Raw genomic sequence first — 22,689 nt, 5'->3', positions numbered from 1 at the left:
CCTCGGCAAATCGGTCACGAACTGGGTGGGAAGCTGACAACGAGGCTGCGCTCAAGACTGCTTCCGATCAGATCCCAGCTTGATCCAGAAGCGCCAAGACCTTCGGCCATTTCTGATACTCGCTCCACCCTCTCAAGGTTTTCCCGTCTGCGGGCCTAACCGCTCTTAGGTCAGCGCCGCGGGAAATGAGTAAGAGCGCAACGTCCTCATCTGAGATGTTGAAGAGGATATGTTCCCCATCTTCGTCTTTGAAGTTTGGATCGGCCCCAGCGTCCAACAGCAGTTTCGCGACGCCAGCGTCACTCACCTCCCACAGAACGCTGTCGCAGTATCCATATCGGCAATGCTCGATACTTGCTCCAGCGACCAATAGCTGTCGGACAACCTTTCTCCGATCTCTGGCAGGATGTGCATCGTCATTGCTCATCAGCCCATTGGCAGCTTCAAAGAGCGGAGGGTCGCTTCGGTAACGACTACCTACCTCTCCATTCGGGTTAGCTCCACGACGGAGCATCTCAGCTACGAGTTGGGGGTCTGCGTTCGAAGCGGCGCTCGAAAGCAGCTTTGTTGCGAAGGCGCTGTCAATCCAGCTCAGGTTCTCGGGCTGATACAATGCGTCGTAGGCGGCGTGATTATCGGAATCCACTGCCTGCTGAAGCGCGGTCTTCCACTGTTCTTGGTCCGCAATCCCTCCGTTAGCAATCAGCCATCCGATCGCATTGCTATGTCCTTCGTAGATTGCTGTCCTTAGTGGGCTAGGCCCTTCTGCGAGGAAAACCGGAGCTCCCAGGTCTTTCAATCGCTGCAATGTCCCCACTTCATTGCGCTCCGCCGCAGCGTCCATGAGTTCGAGGCCTAGGATGCCGGTGAAGTCAGCGCCCTCATTTTGAAGGAGTGGGATGACCTGCGGCGTTCCCTCGATCCAGCGATCGGTTCCTGCTGCTGCATCGATTGCATCTTGAAGCGCTGTGACCGCCTCTGGCATCCCGACTTTCCTACCGACATAATCGACGACCGATTTCTTGCCGTTCCCCGTCTCGATCGTGACCACATATGTAGGATTGTCGGTAACCTCTGCTCGGTACTCATCGCGAAGCGCGAAGAATCGCGCCTGTTCGAACTGCACCAAGAGGCGGTCGATCACCTCCGGCTCTATCGTTGTCTGGTGAGTGCCGGGAACTCGGACACTACTCTCGGTCGAGAATGCGCGGTGCACATTTGCGACATCATCACGGTCTAGATACGGCGTGGTCTGAAAGACGACGCGACCATCCCCGGTGATCGTGACTTGGTAATCTGGGCAAGACCCAAAGCAGGCAGTCCTTTGAAGACTGATTACAAGCTCATCTCTGTTCACATCGGGAAAGGGTGCGCTCAGAGGGTGACAAACACTCAGTAATAAGGTGCAAATTCCAATCAGGATCGATCGCAATTTTACGCTCCTCGGCTTCAGTGGATTCCGACTACATAACGAATGAACGACGAAAGTCCGCAATCGGGTCGTAAGCAGAATTTCCGTTCCCAGCCGTTCAAAATGCAAGAATTCGCTGATGATTTAGGAAAATGTCTCGGGCTGCGAATCCCTATCTGCTAAGTGGAATGCATGGGCGGATATGGATCTGGGCGGCACGGCGGACGGCCAACGGCGGACAGCTCGCTGCGCATTGATCTTGCATGGATGCTGCGAACCGGGCGAGCGCGCGAGGGATTCCATTATCGCGGTTCGCTCAATTGGGCGTGTGGCGGGCGGCCCTCCGGTTCGATCGGCTATGATGCCATAATGGACGATCCATACCACGAGCGCCTGGAGCTCAATTACACGAACACGCGGCACGGCGAGCGCCGCGATGTTCGCCAGACCGTCCACCTAACGCATACCGTTCCGAATTATGGCGGAAAGCGATGGTGGATGTTGTGTCCGGTCAGCGGGGCGCGCGTGGGTAAACTATACCTGCCGCCGGGCGGGGACGTTTTCGCATCCCGACAGGCGTGGCGACTTGGCTATCAATGTCAACGCGACGCTGCGCGTGACAGGCCGTTCGAACGCCTCTTCCGGCTGCAAAAGAAGCTCGGTTGCAGCGAAGGTTGGGAGCAGCCCATATTCAAGCCCAAGGGTATGTGGGAACGGACTTGGCAGCGGCACTTAGCCGAATATCGAAGGCTGGACGAAGAATGCGCGATTGAAATGGCCGCTGTCATGGCTCGTTTCAAATGGTGACGCGGCGGCAGCGTGGGAGGAAATGTGGGATGAGATTTTCAGCTTGATAAATAATCAAGATAAATCAACTTTCTGATAGAATTGTTAGGCGGACACCCTCTCCGCCATCGACCCCCAGCACTAGTCTCTGTTTGCCGGGGCCTCGCGCTTCGCCGCGGAACAGGCGGCATTGCAAAGACCAATCCGCACTTGCTGCATCTTACTGCGCGTCTCTGCTGCCGTATCAGGGACATTTTGCTGGCGGCGTCTCTGCCGACATCGACATCGGTCCGGTTTCCCTGCTCAACAGGCAATTAACAGGGAAAAACGCGAATTTGAGCTCGAAAACAGGCGTTTTGGCCGCCAATCGAGGATACTCGGGCTGACTAAACCACCTGATTACAGAGCCTTACGCGCACAGATTCGACGTTTCCCTGTTATTCGACGGAACAGGGATAGAATCGGGCGTATCAGGGGTGCAATTCGAGGGTATCAGGGGCAAATTCGACCAGAACAGGTCTAAATCGTAGCGTCGTACCCAAGCGCCGTCCGCTGCTGGGACCAGGCGAGCGGCAGGTCGATTTTCCGGAAGGTCTGGACGTTGAGTGAGGCTGGCTGGCGGCCATCGAGGATGTCTCGCTGAATGTCGGGCGCAAGGAATGCGAGCCGCAGGATGTTGGCGTCGTAACGTGAGGCAGGACCTGCATCCATGGTCGGCAGCCCGCCTTCCTGGTTGAGCATCGCATGGGCCTTACGGAGCGCTGCGATCAAAACCGGGTCCGGAGGCGTCGTTTCTCCATTGCCGTGGGCGACAGATCGCTTGCCCCCGCGCAAGGGCAGTGCAAGCGGCAAATGAATGGCGCTCTTTTCACGGTAACTGTGCAGGACCCGCTCGCCGTCCTCCAATCGAGTAGTAATCGCGACCAGGTCACCTCCATTCAGTTCGATGACGATCCCGTCCTTGGCAAGCCGCACCTTTTCGACCTGATCCAGACCGCGACCGGACTTGGCAAGCCAGCGCGCTGCGGCGTTTCCAACGATGCGTTCGATGGCAGAGGCAGGGCAGTCGCTGCACCAAGCCCTCGGCGCCGGGCGAGGCTCCCTGCTGGAGCGAGGCGGAAACATAATAGCGATAGGACTTGCCTGATTTCCCGCGCGAGAAGGTCGGGCTCATGGGCTCGCCGTTGGCATCAAAGAGCTTACCCGTAAGCGGCGCCTTGGACATTCGGGTCACCGACCGCTTCCGAACCCGCCTGGCATTGGCAGTGAGCTGCTGCTGCACCCGGTCGAACAGGTCCTGCTCGATGATCGCATCGTGCTGGCCGTCGTGAACTTCGTCCTTGTGGACGATCTGTCCGAGAAAGATCCTGTTGCGCAGAAGGTGGAACAGGGCACCGCGGCTGAATGGCTGCCCGCCGCTGGTCTTGCCCTTCTTGGTCACATGAATCTTCGAGCGATATCCGTTCGCGGTGAGATCGCGCTCGAGTGCGTGGACCGATCCGAGCTCGAGATAACGCTTGAATATGTGGCGCACGATCTGCGCCTCGCCTTTGTTCACCTCGAGCTTGCGGCTGTCCTTCGCTGGCAAATCGTAGCCAAGCGGCGGCCGGCCACCCATCCACATGCCGCGCTCCTTGGAGGCGGCGATCTTGTCGCGGATTCGCTCGCCCGTGGGTGGAAAGCGGACCTTCGAAGGCACCGTATCGTGAGAACCAAATGTGGTTTGAAATCGGCTATCTTAGGGATGCCGCGTCCATCCCTTAGCCTTCATGCAATCGTAGAACTCTTGCGACCCTTGAGGGGCTTTTGTGGATTCTTCACAGCCCGCAAGTGCTCCATCGAGCGGCTCCGCGCCCTCGCCCCGCCATCCGTATCCGTCGTTTAAGCGAACACTTTGACAACTGGACAGCGCGAGCGCTGCAAAAAGCACGTAAAATGACTTGAGCAAATCCTGTCTCCCGATTGTCCACTAAATTGTCCGTTTGGGTCAGGGACGCAGATCCCCTACATTGCAAGGACCGGCATAGCGGCTTTCCACTCTAGCATCGAGGTCGACAGGCTCATCAATCCGCTGGGAAGAGCCCTTCAAAACGAACCGCCCCGACAGACGCTCCGCCGTGTATTGTCCGATATAGGAAGCTTTGACATCGTAGGCGCCGGGAACTGAGCATTGCGCGCTAAACTGGACAGATGAGGTCTCGATCTTAGTTGATTGGGAACACGAAGATACCTCGAAAGATATTCCGGGAAGAAGTAGCTCCGAAGGGCGTGAATCTTGCGGTAAGATGCACTCCTCCACAGTTTCTCTCGAGGTTGCATCTGCCACTTCCGAAACCCATAGCCCAGGTCGAATACCTAGACTGTCTAATAAATTCACGTCAGGCGAGAGTGGCGCATCGGATGAGAGGGCGGAACCGTCGCAGCCAAACACTAAAACTGCGGCAGGAATTAAAAGCAGTCGTCTCATGTGTGATGTCCCAGCCGAAGGCGAGAAGTTTCCCAAATATCGCATACCTGAGGAGCGGCGACAATCGGGTCGTTAGCCGACGGACCGCTCCTGGCACCCCGCTAGCTCGGCATATCAGTCACGAACTGGGTGATAGCGGGCGTGTCATCATTCCTCAGTGAACGCTAGGCTCACCGAAGTTCGGCCACCCACTTCTGGAGCTCACCAGTCTGTGCCAGGTCCCCGGAATAGACGATAGCCGGTTCGTAGGGGCCATAATCGCCCGAGCCCACCGCGACCTTTTGGAGCGTTGAGAAGGTGCGAATGCCCGAGGGGAGGAGTTCCTCGCGAACCTCCATGTAACGCGTGCTGACATCGGTCGCTTCGCCGACATGGAGCGCACCGAGCCGTCGAAATATTTCAGCTGCGATCAAGCACGAGCTGAAACACGCTCGGTCGGTGACCAGGACTAGGCGCCCAGCCATCTCCGAGACGGGCAATTCCTCGCTCTTGCGATTGTTCTCGGGCAGTTTCCGGCTGGCGCAATCTGGCAGCGCCGGTGTAAAAGCGCGCTCCTCAGCCAGGCCCGCTTCCATGTCTTCGACCAGTGCTGAAACATAGGCGAGGGACTGCGAGTCGCCGGCTTTGAGCCGATCGCGCCAGTTTTGCAGGGCCGCGAGGTTTCCTTGGGAGACGCGCCAGAAAGCACCGCGACATGTCGCGACCGGCTGCGATTGTCCGGTTGCCGCCATTTCTCCCACCAGCAGTTTAGCGATCGCCAAGGCATAGGATGAGTCCCCGCCGCCGTTCCCGCGCAGGTCGAGCACGACCATCGTTGAGGCTCGCAGATCTTCCTGGAGAAGCTCGACCTCGGCGACCACTTCGGCTGCGCTCGATTCCAACGTTTCTAGATGGATCCAGTAGCCTCCATCGAAGGGCTTTACGCCCATGCCAGCAGCGGGCCGCATTCCGTCGGCACGCTCGATGAAAGGATAGATTTTGGGAACCGTGATCTGCCGCCAATCGAGCCTCGCTTCGACGCGGGCCCCAGCCGGAGACTCGAAGACGCAGCTTTCCGGCTTGCTCAGGAACGGGTTGCCGTCGCGTACCAGCAGCCACGCCGCGTTGGCCGCGAGCTGGGCCTCGATTTCGGGATTGCCCTTGAACGCGCCGATCCGCTGCTTACCCCAGCTTTCGGCTTCAGTCCCGTCGCAGGAGATGAGCCTGTGCCCGACGAGCGCGGGATCGTTCGGGCCGCGCTCCTGCGCTCCGACTACCCAACTTCCACCGCGCCGTGAGAGAATGATCCCCGCCCATGCCCGATGGGGAAACTCGACAAGCGAATTGGACCAGATGTGACGATCCCCGAACTCCGCAGCCAAGCCCGTCATGAGGGCATCGTAGGCGGGATAGCTATCTACCCCCGGAAGTCGGTTCTCAACATTGGCGCGCGCCGTGTCGAGCCGCGCGAGGAAGTCCGTGTCATTAAGCGATGTTTCGGCACCGGGATGGTTGCGCTCGACCAGCTCAAGCGCAGCCCGCGCATCTCTTTCTGCGAGCAAACGCCACGGGCTTGCAGTCTCTTGCGCATGCGATTGCACAGCCAAACTTGCAGAGGCACAGGCCAGCGCTCCGAACATCATATATCTCAACAGCATACTATTCGCTCCTCAGAGATCAGCTCCGATCCTCCCGCGATAAAAACCTTGCGCATAACTCGGATTCTCTCAAATTTCGTTGTCGACGGCTATTCCGATGTTTCCCCCGCAGGGAGCCATTGTTAACTTGTCGCTAAATTGTTTATCACTGGTACACACCAACTCCATCGCAAAAACTGGCCGTCGACAAACTTGGACTTTTTCGAGACGAAGCTGCGGCAATATGCGCGAGTTGGGACGCTCAGTAGTCAGAAGGGCGTGCTTCATCAAATTTGGGGCGGTAAGCTCAGCTGACGCAATAGTGGCCCAGCTTTCAAACGTGCATTCGGCCTGCGGCTGCCTTATTCCTGCGATATCTTTTGTGACTTGGCTTGAAGGGGCGGGCGGTCACTTTTCTCGCCGACTCTCAGTCTCAGCCCTCGCCACCGAGTGACATCAATAAAACGAGCGATGAGAATGGCCGACTTAGCCGTGGCGCTTGGGCGGTGCTTGGGAATCTCTAGCGTTGGGTTCGCTTTCGTCGCAGTGAGGGCGGGATTGAGCGATTACGAGCATAAAGCCAAAGTTCTGTCTCACGGTAGCTGCCTGTGCACCGTCAATCCCGCATTTTCGGTTGAGGAAAAGGACCTGCTGTGATGCGTAAGCTTGTATCTACTATCATTTTGGTCTCATTAACTTCGGCATGTTCGCCCTTCCAGCCGGTCGAGATGCGGCTTCCTTCCAACCTTGCTACTCAGTCTGCCCGGCTGCCAATCGATGCTTCGGCGGATGGCCTCATGGTCGCTTTCGCACCGGAGACTCGTACGGTGGATACGAGCGTTCTGAAGAGCGGCTCTCATATTTCGACACCTTCATCCAGAATTCGGGCCATAGCCAGGATGTCCAATTCGATGGAGCCCAAGCTGCAAAATTTGGGTTCTGGCGACAAAATACACCCTGTTTGAACGAGATCAAAAATGAAGTCGTCACTCCGCGTTGATACTGGCCTACATCCCTTTGCAGATGAATCTTTCTCGAGCGGGTGGCTCCAAACGGATTTGCTACACCGTATTTACTACGAAGAGGTTGGGAACCGTGACGGTATCCCGGTACTCGTGATCCACGGTGGACCTGGTGGAGAAATTCGACCTTATTACAAAAGGCTAATCGACAAGGAACGTTGTCGGGGTGTTTTTTTCGATCAGCGGGGTTGTGGCCGGTCTCTCCCCTTTGGTTCATTAGACGAGAACAACACCTGGGCCTTAGTCTCTGATATGGAGCAGCTGCGTAAGCACTTGAGCATTGATCAATGGCTACTCTTAGGTGGCTCTTGGGGATCTGCACTGGCGCTTGCTTATGCTCAAACCTATCCAGAGCGTGTCACAGCGCTCGTAATTAGCGGAGTGTTCCTATGTAGGCAGGAAGATGTTGATTGGTGGTGGGAAGGAGCGAGAACAATCTTTCCTGAGGTATTCGCAGCAAGAGACGAATTCCTTGATCCGGATGAACGTAGCAACCCGCGCTTGTCTTTTCATAAGCGCATTCTTGACGGCGATTCCTCCACCTCGTTTTCGACCTCACTGATGCTTTCTGAGGTCGAGGGGCAAACTCTCGACCTCTGGCCTTCATTGCAGCCCGACCCCTCAGAAGAGGAAAAGGTAAAAATGGCAGCTTATGCTCGCATTTTGTGCTGGTTCGACCAGAATCGCTTCTTCCTCGAAGAAGGACAGTTACTGAAGGATGCATACAAATTGGCAGATATTCCTGGCGCTATTATCGCTGGAAGATCTGATATTTGCACGCCTCCCAAAGGAGCTTGGGATCTCTCCCGGGAGTGGGGCGCGGCTAATCTTACAATCGTTGCGGCGGCGGGCCATCGCTGGAGTGACGAGTTACTAGGTAGTGCAATCTCTCGGGAAGTTGAGCGCTTAATAACTCGGATCTTCTGAAACCGCCTAACGCCCTGAAGCTTCTGACAGCCCCCTTCTCTACTGGAGAGCCGCTTACTGTCCGCTTTCGGGTCGTTAGCCGTCAGACTGCTTTTCGTTGAATCAAGCCGATACCGGTCGGTCCGCTAGCGGCCCCAATTGCTGCGATTCGGAAAAGCCGTCCCTTTCGTTTGAACCTTGATTGCACGTTGGGAAAATCAACGGGAGCTCGTCGCCAATGAAAGGCGCGTTGTCGCTTTTTATGCAACCTTACTCAGGCCTCATAATTTCGGATTATACCCCTCCACCTCGAGGGGACTCCCAGGAAAGGAACCGAAAGATGGCAAACCAGAAAGATCGCAATCAGGAGCGCCAAGACCAGCAGGGCAAAAAGCAGCAGGAGCAGCAAGGGGGTGCCCAGCGTCAGCAGAATGACGCCGATAACGAGCGTGATCGCAATCGCGACTAACATTCATGTCTCGATATGCCGCCCGGCTTCGTCGGGCGGCATACTGATACCCGGCGGACCTCCGCGTTAGAGGGTAGGGCGTTGGAGTTCCATTAAACTGATCACACGATTTGAACGCGCATCAAGAGGAGAAAGAGCCATGCCAGCTAAATCGAAAGCACAGCAGAAAGCCGCAGGGGCTGCTCTAAGTGCCAAGCGGGGCGAGTCAGAGAAGAGCGATCTTCAAGGTGCTTCCAAGGAAATGTATGAAAGCATGAGCGAGGACGAGCTAGAAGAAATGGCGAGTGGCGAGCGCAAGGGAAAACCCAACCACAAGGCCGACTAAGATACGCACGAACCGATTGTCCTAATAGTTCGACGTTACGATTGCTGGATGGTGCGCCGCGCGATTGGTGCGGCGAAAAAACGTCTCGTCGATGATTCCTATGAGCTAGGATATTTAGGATGAGAATTTCGGAAGGTTTTCAATATTTTCCGGGCTTTGCCCGTTTCACTGGCGATTAAGCCCCGAGTTCCTGCTGGCGATGAGCAATACTCTTCCACCCCCGCCCACACTGAAATCCCTCCTAGCGGAAGGTCCAGTGGCTCTGTTTCTGGATTTCGACGGAACTTTGATCGAAATCGCACCCTCGCCGGATGCGATCAAGGTTCCGGTGAGTCTGACCCATACCCTGCTCGCATTGGATCGCAGCCTTCATGGTCGTTTGGCGCTGGTGAGCGGGCGAGCGGTGGAAGACTTAGGGCGACATCTCGGAGAGTTGGCTATCGCCGTAGCGGGATCGCATGGGGCTGATCGACGTTTGTCGAACCGCAGCCCTTTAGGGAAGCCGCCAGACCCCCTGCCCGCCGCTGCTCGAAGGGCACTTGCTGCATTCGCGGCGGCCGAAGAGTTCCCGTTGGAGGCAAAGCCTCACGGTGCGGCACTGCATTTTCGTGGGCGCCCTGAACTGGAGGTCAGGGGTGCGCGCTTCGCGCAGAAACTCGCTCGGGAGCATGCACTGCTAATCAAGCGCGGAAAGGCAGTCTTCGAACTCGTGCGCCCGGGAGCAGACAAGGGCGCAGCTGTGCGGGCTTTTATGTCGGTGGCTCCATTTCGAGAGGGACGCCCTGTGTTCGTAGGCGACGACGTAACCGACGAGGACGGGTTCCTCGCTGCACGCGAGCTTGGTGGCTTCGGTATCGCAGTGGGCGAACGATCCTCCCAAGAAGCTAACTTCGCCCTTGCAGACACCGCTGCCGTGCATGCATGGCTCCATTTGTGACTGAATCTTTGCTCGCCGCGACGCCGGTCCCCGACAAGCGATCGTCCAACGCCGATCTCGAATTGGCACCGATTGGCAATTGTCAGGTTTCTGCGTTGGTCGACCGCACCGGCGCATTCGTTTGGGGCTGCATCCCTCGCGTCGACGGTGAACCAGTGTTCTGCTCCCTGCTTAACGGGGAGCGTCGGGACGACGGAATTTGGCGCTTTGAACTCGAAGGCCAAGTTTCGGCGACGCAGCAATATATCCGCAATACTCCGATCCTCCTCACCAAGCTCGTCTCCAAGGACGGTAGTGAGGTCGAAATTCTCGACTTCTGCCCTCGTTTTGAGGGTCAGGGGCGGATGTACCGCCCGGTCGCCTTCGCTCGTATCGTGCGCCCCGTCGCAGGCCACCCGCGTATTCGCGTTGTGCTGCGCCCGATGAAGAATTACGGCGAGGCGGTCGCCCCAACCACCAGGGGCACAAATCATGTCCGTTTTCTGTGCGGATCGCAGACACTGCGCCTCTCCACGGATGCTTCGATCGGATACATCCAGGAAAGTCATTTTTTTCGGGTCGAAGATGACACGCATTTTTTTCTTGGACCAGACGAGCCCTTCGTAGGGGACCTGCGCGAACAGGTCCGCCGGATGGAGCAATCCACGCGCAAATACTGGCAACTTTGGGTCCGGGGGCTCGCCACTCCGTATGAATGGCAAGAAGAAGTCATTCGCTGCGCCATCACGCTCAAGCTCTGCCAGCATGAAGAGACAGGTGCTATCGTTGCTGCGCTCACGACTTCAATCCCCGAAGCGCCGCATTCGGAGCGTAACTGGGACTATCGTTATTGCTGGCTGCGCGACTCCTATTACACAGTGCAAGCCCTCAATCGCCTCGGCGCGCTAGATGTCCTGGAAAAATATCTCGGCTTCCTGCGCAACATCGTCGACGGGGCGAAGGGTGGCCAGATCCAGCCGCTCTACTCTGTCATGGGCGTGGCCGAGCTCGATGAGACAAACGCACCGTCACTGGCGGGTTACCGCGGGATGGGCCCTGTGCGGATTGGCAATGCCGCCTACCAGCAGGTACAATACGATTGTTATGGCCAGATCGTCTTGCCAACAGTCCAAGGCTTTTTCGATCACCGCTTGTTGCGGATGGCCGACGAAAACGATTTCACAAGTCTTGAAGCGGTAGGCGAGGCCGCGTGGGACAAGCATGACAAGCCCGATGCAGGGCTTTGGGAATTCCGCACCCGCCAAGAGGTGCACACCTACTCCGCCGTGATGTGCTGGGCGGCTTGTGATCGCCTTGCAGACGTGGCCGTCCATTTGGGCAAGGACGAGCGGGCGCAATTATGGCGGGAGCGAGCGAACTCCATTGCGGACAAAATCGAAGCGAAGGCCTGGTTCGCTGGCGAAGAAGGTCGATATGGTCATTACGGCGCGAGCTTCGAGAGCAGCTATATTGATGCCAGTTTACTACAGATGGTCGAATTGCGCTTTTGCTCGCCCGATGCCGAACGGTTTCTCGCCACCTTCCGCGAGGTCGAGAAACAGCTCCGTCGGGGCGAGCATATGCTGCGTTATGCGGCAGAAGACGACTTCGGCCTACCGGAGACCGCGTTCAACATCTGCACCTTTTGGTTGATCGACGCGCTGGCTCGGGTGGGAAGAGAGGGAGAGGCTCGCGAGCTATTCTGCACAATGCTGAATCATCGTACGGCGTCGGGCCTGCTGTCGGAAGACATGGACTTCGAAACCGGTGAATTATGGGGGAACTTCCCGCAAACTTACTCGCTAGTTGGAGTAATCAATTGTGCGGGCCTCCTTTCGAAAAGCTGGAATGAGGTACGCTAAACGGATTTAGCAGGGGAAGCGGCATGAGCCGCCTAGTAGTCATTTCCAACCGCGTTGCGGTTCCCGAAGCCCGCGGAGCCGCGGGTGCTCAGGGTGGGCTTGCGGGCGCACTCAATGCCGCTTTGCGGGAAAAAGGTGGCGTCTGGTTCGGTTGGTCCGGCCAAGAATGTGCACGCTTCACGGGCACGATAGATCGGCAGGTGTCCGAAGACGGCGTCGTAACCGCGACAATCGATCTCGAGCCCCAGGACATCGAGGAGTACTATAACGGCTACGCTAATTCTACGCTGTGGCCGCTGTTCCACTATCGTATCGACCTGACAGAATACGAGCGCGAATATGGTAAAGGGTACGAACGTGTAAACGATCTGTTCGCAGAGAGCGTGCGGCCGCTAATCGAACCCGGTGACGTAGTCTGGGTACATGATTATCACTTCATGCCGCTAGGCGAACGGTTGCGGCAGCGCGGGGTGAGAAACCGCCTCGGCTTTTTCCTTCATATACCATGGCCGCCAGCGAACTTGTTCGTATCGCTTCCCTATCACGAACGCTTGGTTCGCTCCCTGTTGTGCTACGATCTGTTAGGTTTTCAGAACAATGTCTGGCTGGAGAGTTTTCTCCATTATTGCGAAACGCAATTGGGAGCGGAAGTGGATCGTGAAACGGGCGAAATCACGTATGAGGGTCGTTCCGTCATCGCCCGTGCTTATCCGATCGGAATCGATTACGAACAATTCATGGAGAAGGGCAGCTGCGGTGAGGCGCGTCAGGCGCAACAGCGTCTTGAATCATCGACCCGGCACCGGACCGCGATGATTGGCGTGGATCGGCTCGATTATTCAAAGGGTCTGCCTGAACGACTGGACGGAATCGCCCGGTTTTTCGAACGGTATCCTGATCGGGTACGAGAACTGGTTTTCGTCCAGATCGCACCACCGAGCCGCGAAGACATAGGTAGTTATCAGAACATCCGCGAGACTCTCGAGCGCAAGACAGGTCGTATCAACGGCGTCTATGCGGATGTCGATATGACCCCGATCCGTTACGTGAATAAGGGGTATCCGCAAGAAGAGTTGTTTGGTCTCTATCGCGGCGCAAAAATAGGTCTAGTCACTCCCTTGCGCGACGGCATGAACTTGGTCGCCAAGGAATATGTTGCTGCGCAGGATCCCGATGATCCCGGTGTCTTGATCCTTTCACGTTTTGCGGGAGCAGCGGAGCAAATGCCCGACGCTTTGCTCGTCAATCCGCATAGCTCGGACGAGCTTGCCCATGCAATCCGGGAGGCGCTGGACATGCCGCTGGCGGAGCGCAAGGCGAGGTACACAAAGCTCATCGAAACGGTGCGCAACGACAATGTTCAACGCTGGACCGACAACTTTATCGGCCATTTGCGAAGGATTTAAAGATCAGATTACGAGGGGCTGAGCGAGGTGGTCAGGCCTATCGGCCGCCGCCGGGCAGCGCTGTGACGAGCGGCCGCCCATGAATATGGGCTGGCCCGACCCAGAGGAGCGATAGATTACGAAACGTTTCGCTCGCCGTTCGTTAATCCAATGAGGGGCGATCCTCTCACCATGAGAAGCTCCTCGCTCTTAAACGTAGTAGAGAGGAGAACACAAATGCTTGACGAGAAAACCAGGGCCCACGATTTGATCGGCAGCGATCGAGTCGAAGGCACGAGTGTCTACGACAAGGAAGGCGAAAAAATCGGAAGCGTAAAGCGCGTCATGATCGAGAAGTTGAGCGGCCAGGCTCGAGATGTGGAAATCTCGGTGGGAGCATTTCTCGGAATGGGCGGTGAGCTGCATAGCCTCCCGTGGGAAAAATTCGAATACGATACCGATCTCGACGGCTACAAGCTTGATGTGACCGAAGATCAGCTGCGAAATGCGCCGACCCATACTGCGGATAATCGCGACCTTCAGCATGACCGGGGTTATCAGTCGCGAGTTTATGAATATTGGACCGTGACACCGTATTGGTAAGGCAGCGGCTTGTAATGGCCAGTTGGCGATGAGTCTGGTGCAGAACTAGGGTTGCATAGGTGACCAGGAGGGGAGGGGTAGATCGCTGCGCGATATGTTCGCGACGCGGTTGCCCCTCCGCCGGTCTTAGATGCAATTGAACTGTGTCGAGCCCCACCGGACAGTCGGGAAGCTGGTTGTCAGCCGAAAAATCTTTCGATCCGATCAGTCGCGAAACTCGAGGATGGTCCCGCGATAGGGCACGAATTGCCCTGTCGGGTCTAGGAATCCTGCGCCGATCTTGTTGGCTTGACGTTGTGCTTCGCTGAGCGTCGGATACCATTTCCCACGCCTACCTTTGGCGATGTAGCGATAGTGCGTCATACTTCTGCGAGACGCGCCATAAACCCTTCAGTTTCCAATCCGATATATAAAGAGTTGAGGGGGCGATCACACACGCTCATTGCAGGAGTGCAAGGCGGGTCGAAGACTAGGCCCGTGCCAGCCTATTGCGACGCTTGTGGCCGCCAGACGCTCTCATTAAGAATGTGCTTAGAAATCCCCCATTTGGCCAAGTCGATGGATACCGATGCCGCAGCGTGAAAAGCAGCCAATCTCCGCCGCACAGCTTGGCCTTATTGTCGAAGATGCTGCCAGCGAGATTTTCATTTTTTCGGCCACGGATTTTCGGTTTCTTCTTGTAAACCGCGGTGCGCGGGAAAACCTTGGCTATGGTCTCGCAGAACTGCGTGAGCTTAGCCCATGGGACATCAAACCAGAACTTACCGAGGAGCAGTTTAGAAGAAAGGTCCAGCCGCTAATCGAGAGCGGTGCAGGCGACATGGTTTTTGAGACAGTTCACCGGCGGAAAAATGGCTCGCTTTACGACGTATCGGTTCACCTCCAGCTTCTTAGGCAAGATGGTGAGCCGATATTCTTTGCTGCGATACGTGACGTAACCCGGGAAAACGAATTGCGGAGAGAATTAGAACAGCGCGAATGTGACTTGGAAAAAGCCCTCGCGGGTCGCGAGATGCTCCTCCAAGAGGTGAACCATCGCGTGAAGAACAGCCTTCAGGTAGTGATGGCCTTGCTTCAACTCCATGCTCGTCAGGCAAAAAAAGGGAGCCTACGCGCTGCTCTCGCCGATGCTCGAAACCGTGTCGCGGTCGTCGCGTCAATACATCAGCGGCTCTACATGGGCGGCGATCACTCCATGGTCGACATCGGAGAGTTCCTAGAGGACCTGGTCAATGCCACCGTTGAATCGCTGGCCATCAATGGCGAAATCACCACCGAACTTGATCTTGAGCCTGGCATTGCCCTCGGAATCGATGAGGGAGTGCCTCTAGCGCTGATTGTTGCAGAGCTTTTAACTAACAGCCTAAAATATGCTTTTACGGATGGGAAACGGGGAACATTGGGTGTGGTTCTGGGTTCGACCGACAAGGAAATTTCCGTAAAGGTGTATGACGACGGTAAGGGCTATTCGACCTCCGCGACTGGTCCGGATATCTCCGGGTCTGGCCTCGGATCGAAAATCATCAAAGCTCTGAGCCGGCAGCTACGAGCAAAGATAATGAGAAAAACTGGCCCCGAGGGAACCGCAGTCACGATAATACTGCCGCGAAACTGAGCTGATGCTAAACTGACCCACCGATATGAAGATATTAATTGTTGAAGACGAAGCACTCATCGCGATGAACATTCAAGATGTTCTCGAGGAAAATGGGCATGAGGTTGTCGAGATCGCCGACAACGAGGCATCGGCTTTGGCTGCCGCTGCTCGACTTAAACCTGAACTCGCACTCGTCGACATGCGTCTGGTCGGGGGCGACAGCGGCTTAAGTGTCGCCCAGAAGCTGGCTTCAACTGGCATTTCGGTCGTGTTCGCCACCGGAAACTGCCCGGGTGCGGCGATTGAGGGGGTCGCGATTGGCTGTCTTCACAAACCCCTTTCCGACGAACAAATAGCTGCCGGCATCTTGGTGGCCGACGCGAGGCGTCGTCAGATTCCCAATCCACCTCCACCGCCTCCGGGAATGCATCTATTTCAATAATGCCGACGGTTTGCCTGCACAGATGCGGGGAAAGGCATCAGGCAGGTGCATCCCCCATGCGTTCTCCAAGTCGAACCGATCTCTCGGGTTCCCAATCAGCGTTGAAAGATATGGCGCCCTTTCCGAATAGGGTAATGACTGTGGAGCCGAGCAGGAAACGGCCCATTTCCTCTCCTTTTTTCAGATCGATCGAGGATTCATCGTAGCTCCATTCGTATGGTTGGTCAGTGCGACGTGGGATGATTCCTCCGTGCCATACGGTCGCCATGCTCCCGACAATCGTTGCTCCGACGAGAACAACCGCGAATTTTCCATGATCGGATGAATTGAAGAGACAAATTATGCGTTCGTTCCGCGCAAAAACACCCGGCACGGCGCGCACCGTGGACGGTTTGACTGAGAATAGGGTGCCGGGGACGTAGGTCATGTGAACTAATCTTCCCGCACAAGGCATATGCACGCGGTGATAATCCCGTGGCGAAAGATAGAGCGTCGCAAAGCTGCCATGATGAAATTCAGCGGCAAGGTCAGCATCGCCTCCCAAGAGGTCTGTCACGGTAAAACGGTGACCCTTCGCCTGAAGCATTCGGCCTTCCTCTACCAATCCGAACTGGCTGATGGCACCGTCGACGGGAGAAACGAAATCGGCCGCCGCCAACGGACGGACACCTGGCTTGAGTGGACGGGTAAAAAAGTCATTGAAGGTGCGATAGCCCCTAAGATCGGGTTGAGCCGCCTCGTCCAGATCCACCCGATATTTGCCGATAAACCAGCGGAGCAGCGGGGGAATGATCCGGCCGTCTTCAATACGCGCGACACGCCCGGCCACTTTCGTGAGCAGCCGCTTTGGAACCAGATAATCAAAAAGTGCGCTGATCAAAGTAGTGGTTTCCCGCCAGTGACGGCGATCGTCGCGCCCGAAATGTAACTGGCTTCGCCGCTCGCCAGCATGACATACGGAGGAGCCAGTTCCGCAGGTTGCGCAGGACGTTTCATCGGATAATCTTCGCCGAACGTCGTCACTGCTTCCCCGGGCATCGTGGCAGGGATCAGCGGAGTCCAAACTGGCCCAGGTGCGACACAATTGACCCGGATTTTTCGATCGGCCAACAGTTGCGCCAGGCCAGCGGTGAAATTCTGGATGGCTCCCTTCGTGGTCGCATAGGGTAGCAGCATCGGATTAGGCTGATCCGAATTGATCGATGCCGTGTTTATGATTGAGCTACCCTCGACCATGTGCGGCAGTGCCGCCTTGGTGAGATAGAACATCGAATGGATGTTGGTCGCGAACGTTTTTTCCCATTCGTCATCAGCGATGTCTTCGAGTTTTTCGAAGGTCGCCTGATAGGCAGCATTGTTGACCAGTATGTCTATGCAGTCCCAATCTCTCATGGCTGATTCAATTACGTCGCGGCAGTGCGACGCATCGCTGATATCGCCCGCCACGAGGATTGCGGTGCGGCCCTCCTTTTCGACAAGGGCGGCGGTATCCCGCGCATCTTTCTCTTCACAAAGATAGGAGATCAGCACGTCGGCACCCTCGCGAGCGAATGCGATAGCAACAGCACGACCAATTCCGCTGTCTCCACCGGTGATGATCGCACGTTTTCCCTTCAGCCGGCCCGCGCCTCGATAGGATTCCTCACCATGGTCTGGCACCGGGTCCATGTCCCAGAAGGATCCCGGCACGGTTTGCTGTTGCGTTGGAAGTGGAGGCTCTGTCTTTTCGCCGGTCGCCTGATCGCTCATGTGATCGCTTCCTCAGAAATTATAACCTTTTGTGGAGCTATTGAGCCGATTATGTGTTCCGAGCTTGCTGCCAGCAGTGCGAGGTGCGCGCCGAGCTCCGACCTTTGTTGGCCCAACCGTGAAAGCCGAGATGTAATTATCAGTCAGCCTCAAAATGACCGACAATTCGATCACCAATCTGCTTGAGAAGTTGGCTAATATTCTTCTGGCCCGCGATCACACCCTCGCCGTCGCAGAAAGCTGCACTGGCGGTATGTTGGCCTCGGCCATCGTGTCGAATGTTGCGGCCAGCCCTATTCTGGAGAGGGCTTTCGTTGTCTATTCTATCGATGCGAAATGCGATGTTTTGGGGCTGGAGCGCGGCCGCGTGGAGGAGTGCGAAGGGGTCGCAGAAGACGTAGCGCGCGCTATGGCGGAAAGAGCCCTTGAAAACAGTCGCGCAAATCTGGCCGTTGCTATCACGGGGTTTGCCGGGCCGCGCGAAGGCGATGAAGAAGTGGGTTTGATACATTTGGCCACGGCAAATGCGCGAGGGACAAAGCACGAAGTGCTGCACCTAGGCGATATCGGCCGAAACAAGGCATGCCAAAAAGCGGTCGAGGCCGCTCTCAAAATGTTGGTTGACCAAGCGCTTCGCACGTAGAATTTTCGTCCCAGCTTGCGTTCAGACGATGCGATCCTTCATGCCTCCCAATTATCAGAAATGGCTGCAGAAACGCCGGCACGGGAAACGTTTCGGGTTCGCGTGCATTGATGGCGCGAAGGCAGTCAAACTAGATGTTTACCCAGCTCAATCCTCCCCTCCCGGTTTTTGTTTTGGAGCGCGGCGAGGCTATGGCCTTTGCAGTTATCGATTATGGACCCGAGCACCATTTGCTCTGGGTCACCGCCCTTACCGAAGGCGGTGAGATCTGGTGTGCGCCGAACCCAAAAGTCAGGCTGCAGAAAAACTGGAGCATGGGGCGTGATGTCGCGCAGCGCATGTCTGGACTAGACGCGGGCGACCCTCCTGAACGGTTGCGCGAGGTCTAACTCTACGATGCTCGGATCGGACCGAACGCCCGAAGGTATTAACTGCCAAAAACCTCAGGCCCCGACTGAAGGGGATTTTGAGGCTGAGCCTGACGTTGATTGGGTGGGGCGTCTGCGCCAATTCATCGAGAAGCGCGAATTTCCCTGTGTCGGCGCCAAGGCAGTCCTAAATCGCGATTGGCTCGGAGCATACGTCGCTCGCGATCTTGAGAGCGCTTGGGACGACCTCAAAATTCACGACCGTCTGCTCGAATGGGCTTACGATTATCGAGACAACCCGACCGGCCTGCGAAGTTTTGCGGTAATCTTCGCTGCGCGAAAGAATTTTGACGAACGCCAGTTCGAGGCGCTGATGTGGGAGCGATTGCAATCGCTCGCCGATAAGGATCACTGGCGGGGGCAGAAACTCGATGCCAGCGTGAGCGCCGACCCGCAGGACCCCCACTTCTCTCTGAGTTTCGGCGGCCAAGCGTTCTTTGTCGTTGGGCTGCATCCGTGTGCTTCTCGCAAGGCGCGGCGGTTCGACCGTCCAACCTTGATTTTCAATCTGCACGATCAGTTCGAGCGGCTGCGCGAAGAAGGCCGCTACGAGACCATGCGCCGCTCCATTCTCGCGCGAGATGAAGCCTATTCGGGTTCGATCAACCCCATGCTGGCGCGCCACGGCGATGCCAGCGAAGCGAGACAATATAGCGGACGCGTTGTGGACGAAGACTGGTCGTGTCCCTTCAGTGACCCGAGAACGGAGAGCAAATGAACCGGATCGAAAAGCGCAGCGGCACTGCCTTCAAATTAGCAAAGGGCGAATTGCTCAGGATTGTCGATCCCGAGGGCGGACAAGTGTCGGATTTGGTCTGTTACAATGAAGGGGACGTGAAAGAAGTTATCTCGAACGGCCGAACCTTCGATTATGAAGAGACGATCGAACTTGGCTTAGGCAATCGATTGTGGTCGAACCGGTCAAACGTCATGCTGTCGATCGTCGAGGACATATGCGGCCGTCATGATTTCCTGCTGACCCCTTGTAGCAAAGACACTTTCAAACATTTTTACCCGGACAAGCCAGTCCATCGCGGTTGCTTCGGCAACCTTGCCGAAGCACTCAAACCGTTCGGCGTGGACGAGGACGACATCCCGACCGCGTTCAATGTTTTCATGAATGTAGAGGTGGAAAACGGAAGCGTCGCGGTGAAACCACCGCGCAGCGATGCCGGCGACTATATCGTTCTGCGGGCGGAAATGGATCTGATTATTGGTCTCACCGCGTGCTCCGCATATGCCTCAAACGGGGGGAGCTTCAAGCCGATTGACTACGAAATTCAGCCAGCAAAATGAGTTTCAATAGCCTCATCACGATCGACAACATGTGGTCTTCTGTTGAGCGCGTCGCCGATATCCTATTGTCGGCAACGGTATTTTACCTCTTGATCGTCGTAATGGTTCGGGTCAGCGGAAAACGCACGACCGGCGAACTCAACAATTTCGACTGGATCATAACTGTGGCCGTCGGAAGTCTAGCAGCCAGTGGTATCTTGCTTAAAGATATCTCCACTTTGGACGCGGCCGCTGCAATCCTTGCGCTTGCCTTTTTGCAATATATTACGACGCGCTGGGTTCAGAAGAGCGATTTCGCCAGCCGGGTCTTCAAGGCAGAACCCACCTTGCTAACCCATCGAGGGGAGTTTCTTGAGGACGCTATGGCTCGCACCAGGATTTCGCGTGAGGAAATCCTCGGCGCCTTGCGAGCTAATGGCTGTCTAAACCTCGATGACGCAAACTGGGTCGTGTTAGAGACCAATGGCCAATTGAGCGTAATTCCTAAATCCGACAGAGCATATGAGGAGGTAGAGACAGTCAGTAACGTGCCCGCGCCCAAGCAGGTTACTTAGTGGTCATTCCGTGCATTCCATCATTGAGCGGTGTGGTCGCTCGGATAATCTAAGCGCTCCTTCCTGCATTGGGATTGCAATGGTCCCCTAGTGCCGCGTCCCGATCGGCTCCTGGCGTACCCCCAAGCTGCCGTGCCCCCCGCTCGCCTCGAAGTCTTGAGGTCAATTCTGCCGCCCGCGTAACCAACCACGGCCGCGATCAGAATGAGGATTGGACATGGCATGGACAGGAAGAAGATCGCGATAAAGGCCCCCGCAGCAACCGCTCACATCGCGGCGTTCCGCAGCGCCTTGCTGCCAATTCGGCGCAGGGCGGCGAAGACGATTGCAAGGACGGCAGCCTTCAAGCCGAGGAAGAGAGCCTCGATCGCTCCAAGGTTGCCGTATAAGGCATAGAGCGACGACAGCACCGTGATGGCGAGAAAGCCCGGGCAGGATGACGTGCCAGCCACGATGCCGCCCTTCGTCGTGTGGAGGAGCCAGTCGATATATGTTGCGAGCTGTTGTGCCTCGGGTTCGGGCAGAAGCATGTTGAGCGCGTAGAGAAAGCGCTCCTCCCCGATCCATCTCTTCTCCTCGATAAGAATGCGGTGCATCACCGCGATCTGTCCGGCGGTTCCGCCAAGCGGCAGCGCGGCGACCCGAGCCCATACCCAGACGGCTTCGCCAAAGCGAATGTTGTGCTGCTCGGGGATGGCCGTCTGCGGCATATCTACTGCCGCGCGAAAGTCCGCAATCCAGTCGTCAGCGGAGGATCCGCTCCTAGTAAATGTTTCGCTCGTTGAAGCCGTCTAGAATAAGTCGAAAGTGACATCGCAAGCCACCTCGATACGACCGTAGCTATAGCCATAAGATGATCGGTTAAAAATGGCGTGGAGTGGAACTTAGTCGCTAAAATCGGAGCGGAGGGAGGATCCGACTATCGCTCGAGCCCTAATAGGTTTAGTCGTTGGCTGGATGCTTGGCCTAGAAACGTCTGGCGTGATAAAGCGAAATTGCGGAGCAGTGTAATGCAGTCGCCAGACATCAGTGAATCGCGAGAAGACCAGCGTAGGGCAGCGGTCCGTCGCTACGACATACTGGACACTCCCCCTGACGGTGCATTCGATCGCATTACCGCACTCGCCGCTCGGCGGTTCAACGTCCCAATTTCAGTCATCAGCATAGTCGACGAAGATAGGATCTGGTTCAAATCGCGTCACGGTTTACCGGTCGAGCAGATTGACAGGGAACCAGGGCTGTGTGCTTCTGCGATTATGGGTGATGTCCCGTATTTGGTCGAGGATGCCCGCACAGACCCTCGATCCTTAGCGAATCCGCTCGTCGCTGGAGAATTTGGCCTTCGGTTTTATGCTGCTGTCCCGCTTACAACCAGTGACGGTCACAGCCTGGGTACTCTTTGCGTGATCGACAAGGAGCCCCGTTCGATAGATCATCGAAAAGTCGAGGATCTCAAGGACCTCGCGTCTATTGTCATGGACCAGTTGGAACTTAGGTTGTCGTCTATTCAAGCAATCGAACGGGCGAATTTGCTAGCGAAGGAAATCGACCACCGAGTGAAGAACAATCTTCAATTCGTTTCGGGTTTGCTCAAAATGCAAAGTCGTTCAGCAGGTATCGGCGACGGCGCTAACCATCTTCTATCGGCTGCAAATCGCGTAGCCTCGGTGGCTCAGGTGCACCGCCATTTTTACTCGGAGGCTGAGGCGGAGGTATCCTGCGCAGATTTCCTGCGACGCCTTTGCGAAGACCTTGGCTCTTTACTGGAACGAGAAATAACCGTTGTCGGCGACGAAGGCCATGTCCCTTCTAACTCGCTTCAAGCAATTGGTTTGATCACCAACGAGCTGGTCACCAACGCAGCGAAGCACGGTCGTGGAAAGATCGATGTCTCGTTCCGCATTTCAGATAGTGCTAACCGGCTTATCGTATGTGACGAAGGACAGGGGCCTCCCGAATCCTTCGATCCATATGCGGCAACCGCAGGCCTCGGTATGCGGGTGATTACGTCACTCGCGTCCCAGCTCCATGGCACGCTTTCAGCTGGCACACGAGACGGTGGGGACGGAGCCTGTTTTGTGGTTGAGTTCCCTCGCGGCCCCTAGGCCTTTTTCCGGTCGTTAGCAGAATGCCCGGTTTCGAGGTCGTGTATCTACATCGCAGCCACAGCCGCGCGTTGCACCTGACGGTCTACGGCGACAGCGATTCTGGA

Annotated in this window: 24 protein-coding genes; 16 read left to right on the top strand and 8 right to left on the bottom strand. The window is 56.3% G+C overall.

The window, feature by feature from the left end; translation table 11 throughout:
* Positions 1-67: 67 nt before the first annotated feature.
* Positions 68-1,357 carry a DUF6438 domain-containing protein gene (locus tag T8S45_RS07160; protein WP_322295200.1) on the bottom strand — a complete coding sequence of 430 codons (1,290 nt, stop codon included), beginning with the start codon at positions 1,355-1,357 and terminating at the stop codon, positions 68-70.
* Positions 1,358-1,780: 423 nt separating this feature from the next.
* On the opposite strand from T8S45_RS07160, the gene T8S45_RS07155 reads away from it, so the two are divergent.
* Positions 1,781-2,218, top strand: coding sequence for a hypothetical protein (locus T8S45_RS07155; protein ID WP_322293240.1), 438 nt, complete (start codon positions 1,781-1,783; stop codon positions 2,216-2,218).
* Positions 2,219-2,716: 498 nt separating this feature from the next.
* On the opposite strand, the gene T8S45_RS07150 is transcribed toward T8S45_RS07155, so the two are convergent.
* The 4 genes from T8S45_RS07150 to T8S45_RS07140 all read right to left on the bottom strand — a co-directional run bounded on the left by T8S45_RS07150 (position 2,717) and on the right by T8S45_RS07140 (position 6,301).
* Positions 2,717-3,172 carry a hypothetical protein gene (locus tag T8S45_RS07150; protein ID WP_322293239.1) on the bottom strand — a complete coding sequence of 152 codons (456 nt, stop codon included), beginning with the start codon at positions 3,170-3,172 and terminating at the stop codon, positions 2,717-2,719.
* Entirely contained in the window at positions 3,126-3,821 is a 696-nt protein-coding gene (locus T8S45_RS07145) for a recombinase family protein (protein WP_322293238.1), read from the bottom strand. The genes T8S45_RS07150 and T8S45_RS07145 overlap by 47 nt, the downstream gene beginning before the upstream one ends.
* A gap of 363 nt (positions 3,822-4,184) precedes the next feature.
* Positions 4,185-4,664: a DUF3617 family protein gene (locus T8S45_RS14195; RefSeq protein WP_407654883.1), complete on the bottom strand. Its 480-nt coding sequence runs from the start codon at positions 4,662-4,664 to the stop codon at positions 4,185-4,187.
* Between the two features lie 170 nt (positions 4,665-4,834).
* Positions 4,835-6,301 carry a S41 family peptidase gene (locus T8S45_RS07140; RefSeq protein ID WP_322293237.1) on the bottom strand — a complete coding sequence of 489 codons (1,467 nt, stop codon included), beginning with the start codon at positions 6,299-6,301 and terminating at the stop codon, positions 4,835-4,837.
* A gap of 956 nt (positions 6,302-7,257) precedes the next feature.
* On the opposite strand from T8S45_RS07140, the gene pip reads away from it, so the two are divergent.
* The 9 genes from pip (at position 7,258) to T8S45_RS07095 (ending at position 15,807) form a co-directional block, all read left to right on the top strand.
* The gene (gene pip, locus T8S45_RS07135; protein WP_322293236.1) at positions 7,258-8,229 is read left to right on the top strand and encodes a prolyl aminopeptidase; all 972 of its coding nucleotides are present in this window, start codon (positions 7,258-7,260) and stop codon (positions 8,227-8,229) included.
* Between the two features lie 319 nt (positions 8,230-8,548).
* Positions 8,549-8,677 (top strand): hypothetical protein, encoded by a 129-nt coding sequence (locus T8S45_RS07130; RefSeq protein WP_322293235.1) that lies wholly within the window; start codon positions 8,549-8,551, stop codon positions 8,675-8,677.
* Positions 8,678-8,816: 139 nt separating this feature from the next.
* Complete coding sequence (locus T8S45_RS07125) at positions 8,817-9,002, top strand: DUF3008 family protein (RefSeq protein ID WP_322293234.1); 186 nt, start codon at positions 8,817-8,819, stop codon at positions 9,000-9,002.
* 256 nt (positions 9,003-9,258) lie between these two features.
* Positions 9,259-9,939 (top strand): trehalose-phosphatase, encoded by a 681-nt coding sequence (otsB, locus tag T8S45_RS07120; RefSeq protein WP_322293233.1) that lies wholly within the window; start codon positions 9,259-9,261, stop codon positions 9,937-9,939.
* Positions 9,936-11,780 (top strand): glycoside hydrolase family 15 protein, encoded by a 1,845-nt coding sequence (locus T8S45_RS07115; RefSeq protein ID WP_322293232.1) that lies wholly within the window; start codon positions 9,936-9,938, stop codon positions 11,778-11,780. Before otsB ends, T8S45_RS07115 begins: the two co-directional genes overlap by 4 nt.
* Positions 11,781-11,803: 23 nt before the next feature.
* The gene (locus tag T8S45_RS07110; protein ID WP_322293231.1) at positions 11,804-13,186 is read left to right on the top strand and encodes an alpha,alpha-trehalose-phosphate synthase (UDP-forming); all 1,383 of its coding nucleotides are present in this window, start codon (positions 11,804-11,806) and stop codon (positions 13,184-13,186) included.
* Between the two features lie 216 nt (positions 13,187-13,402).
* Positions 13,403-13,768 (top strand): PRC-barrel domain-containing protein, encoded by a 366-nt coding sequence (locus T8S45_RS07105; RefSeq protein ID WP_322293230.1) that lies wholly within the window; start codon positions 13,403-13,405, stop codon positions 13,766-13,768.
* Positions 13,769-14,336: 568 nt separating this feature from the next.
* Entirely contained in the window at positions 14,337-15,383 is a 1,047-nt protein-coding gene (locus T8S45_RS07100; RefSeq protein ID WP_322293229.1) for a sensor histidine kinase, read from the top strand.
* A 25-nt stretch (positions 15,384-15,408) separates the two neighbouring features.
* On the top strand, positions 15,409-15,807 hold the full coding sequence (locus T8S45_RS07095; RefSeq protein ID WP_322293228.1) for a response regulator: 399 nt from the start codon (positions 15,409-15,411) through the stop codon (positions 15,805-15,807).
* 37 nt (positions 15,808-15,844) lie between these two features.
* Here the strand turns inward: T8S45_RS07095 and asd are convergent, their stop codons facing one another.
* Together asd and T8S45_RS07085 are read right to left on the bottom strand one after the other, a co-directional pair.
* A complete protein-coding gene (gene asd, locus T8S45_RS07090) occupies positions 15,845-16,687 on the bottom strand; it encodes an archaetidylserine decarboxylase (RefSeq protein ID WP_322293227.1) in 843 nt (280 codons plus the stop codon).
* Positions 16,684-17,556, bottom strand: a complete 873-nt coding sequence (locus tag T8S45_RS07085) for an SDR family oxidoreductase (RefSeq protein ID WP_322293226.1) — start codon at positions 17,554-17,556, stop codon at positions 16,684-16,686. Before T8S45_RS07085 ends, asd begins: the two co-directional genes overlap by 4 nt.
* Before the next feature lie 154 nt (positions 17,557-17,710).
* On the opposite strand from T8S45_RS07085, the gene T8S45_RS07080 reads away from it, so the two are divergent.
* The 5 genes from T8S45_RS07080 (at position 17,711) to T8S45_RS07060 (ending at position 20,477) form a co-directional block, all read left to right on the top strand.
* A complete protein-coding gene (locus tag T8S45_RS07080; RefSeq protein WP_322293225.1) occupies positions 17,711-18,199 on the top strand; it encodes a CinA family protein in 489 nt (162 codons plus the stop codon).
* 134 nt (positions 18,200-18,333) lie between these two features.
* Complete coding sequence (locus T8S45_RS07075) at positions 18,334-18,588, top strand: hypothetical protein (RefSeq protein WP_322293224.1); 255 nt, start codon at positions 18,334-18,336, stop codon at positions 18,586-18,588.
* Between the two features lie 7 nt (positions 18,589-18,595).
* Entirely contained in the window at positions 18,596-19,345 is a 750-nt protein-coding gene (gntA, locus tag T8S45_RS07070) for a guanitoxin biosynthesis heme-dependent pre-guanitoxin N-hydroxylase GntA (protein WP_322293223.1), read from the top strand.
* Positions 19,342-19,923 carry a DUF1989 domain-containing protein gene (locus T8S45_RS07065; RefSeq protein ID WP_322293222.1) on the top strand — a complete coding sequence of 194 codons (582 nt, stop codon included), beginning with the start codon at positions 19,342-19,344 and terminating at the stop codon, positions 19,921-19,923. The genes gntA and T8S45_RS07065 overlap by 4 nt, the downstream gene beginning before the upstream one ends.
* The gene (locus T8S45_RS07060) at positions 19,920-20,477 is read left to right on the top strand and encodes a DUF421 domain-containing protein (protein WP_322293221.1); all 558 of its coding nucleotides are present in this window, start codon (positions 19,920-19,922) and stop codon (positions 20,475-20,477) included. The genes T8S45_RS07065 and T8S45_RS07060 overlap by 4 nt, the downstream gene beginning before the upstream one ends.
* Before the next feature lie 266 nt (positions 20,478-20,743).
* Here the strand turns inward: T8S45_RS07060 and T8S45_RS07055 are convergent, their stop codons facing one another.
* Positions 20,744-21,187 carry a chromate transporter gene (locus T8S45_RS07055; RefSeq protein ID WP_407654882.1) on the bottom strand — a complete coding sequence of 148 codons (444 nt, stop codon included), beginning with the start codon at positions 21,185-21,187 and terminating at the stop codon, positions 20,744-20,746.
* A gap of 300 nt (positions 21,188-21,487) precedes the next feature.
* Here T8S45_RS07055 and T8S45_RS07050 point away from each other — a divergent pair, with 300 nt between their 5' ends.
* The gene (locus T8S45_RS07050) at positions 21,488-22,582 is read left to right on the top strand and encodes a sensor histidine kinase (protein WP_322293220.1); all 1,095 of its coding nucleotides are present in this window, start codon (positions 21,488-21,490) and stop codon (positions 22,580-22,582) included.
* The last annotated feature ends 107 nt before the right edge of the window (positions 22,583-22,689 follow it).

The sequence above is a fragment of the Pseudoblastomonas marina genome (assembly GCF_034374265.1).
GTDB classification, from domain to species: domain Bacteria; phylum Pseudomonadota; class Alphaproteobacteria; order Sphingomonadales; family Sphingomonadaceae; genus Alteriqipengyuania_A; species Alteriqipengyuania_A marina.
This window is presented reverse-complemented; position numbering and strand designations above follow the sequence as displayed.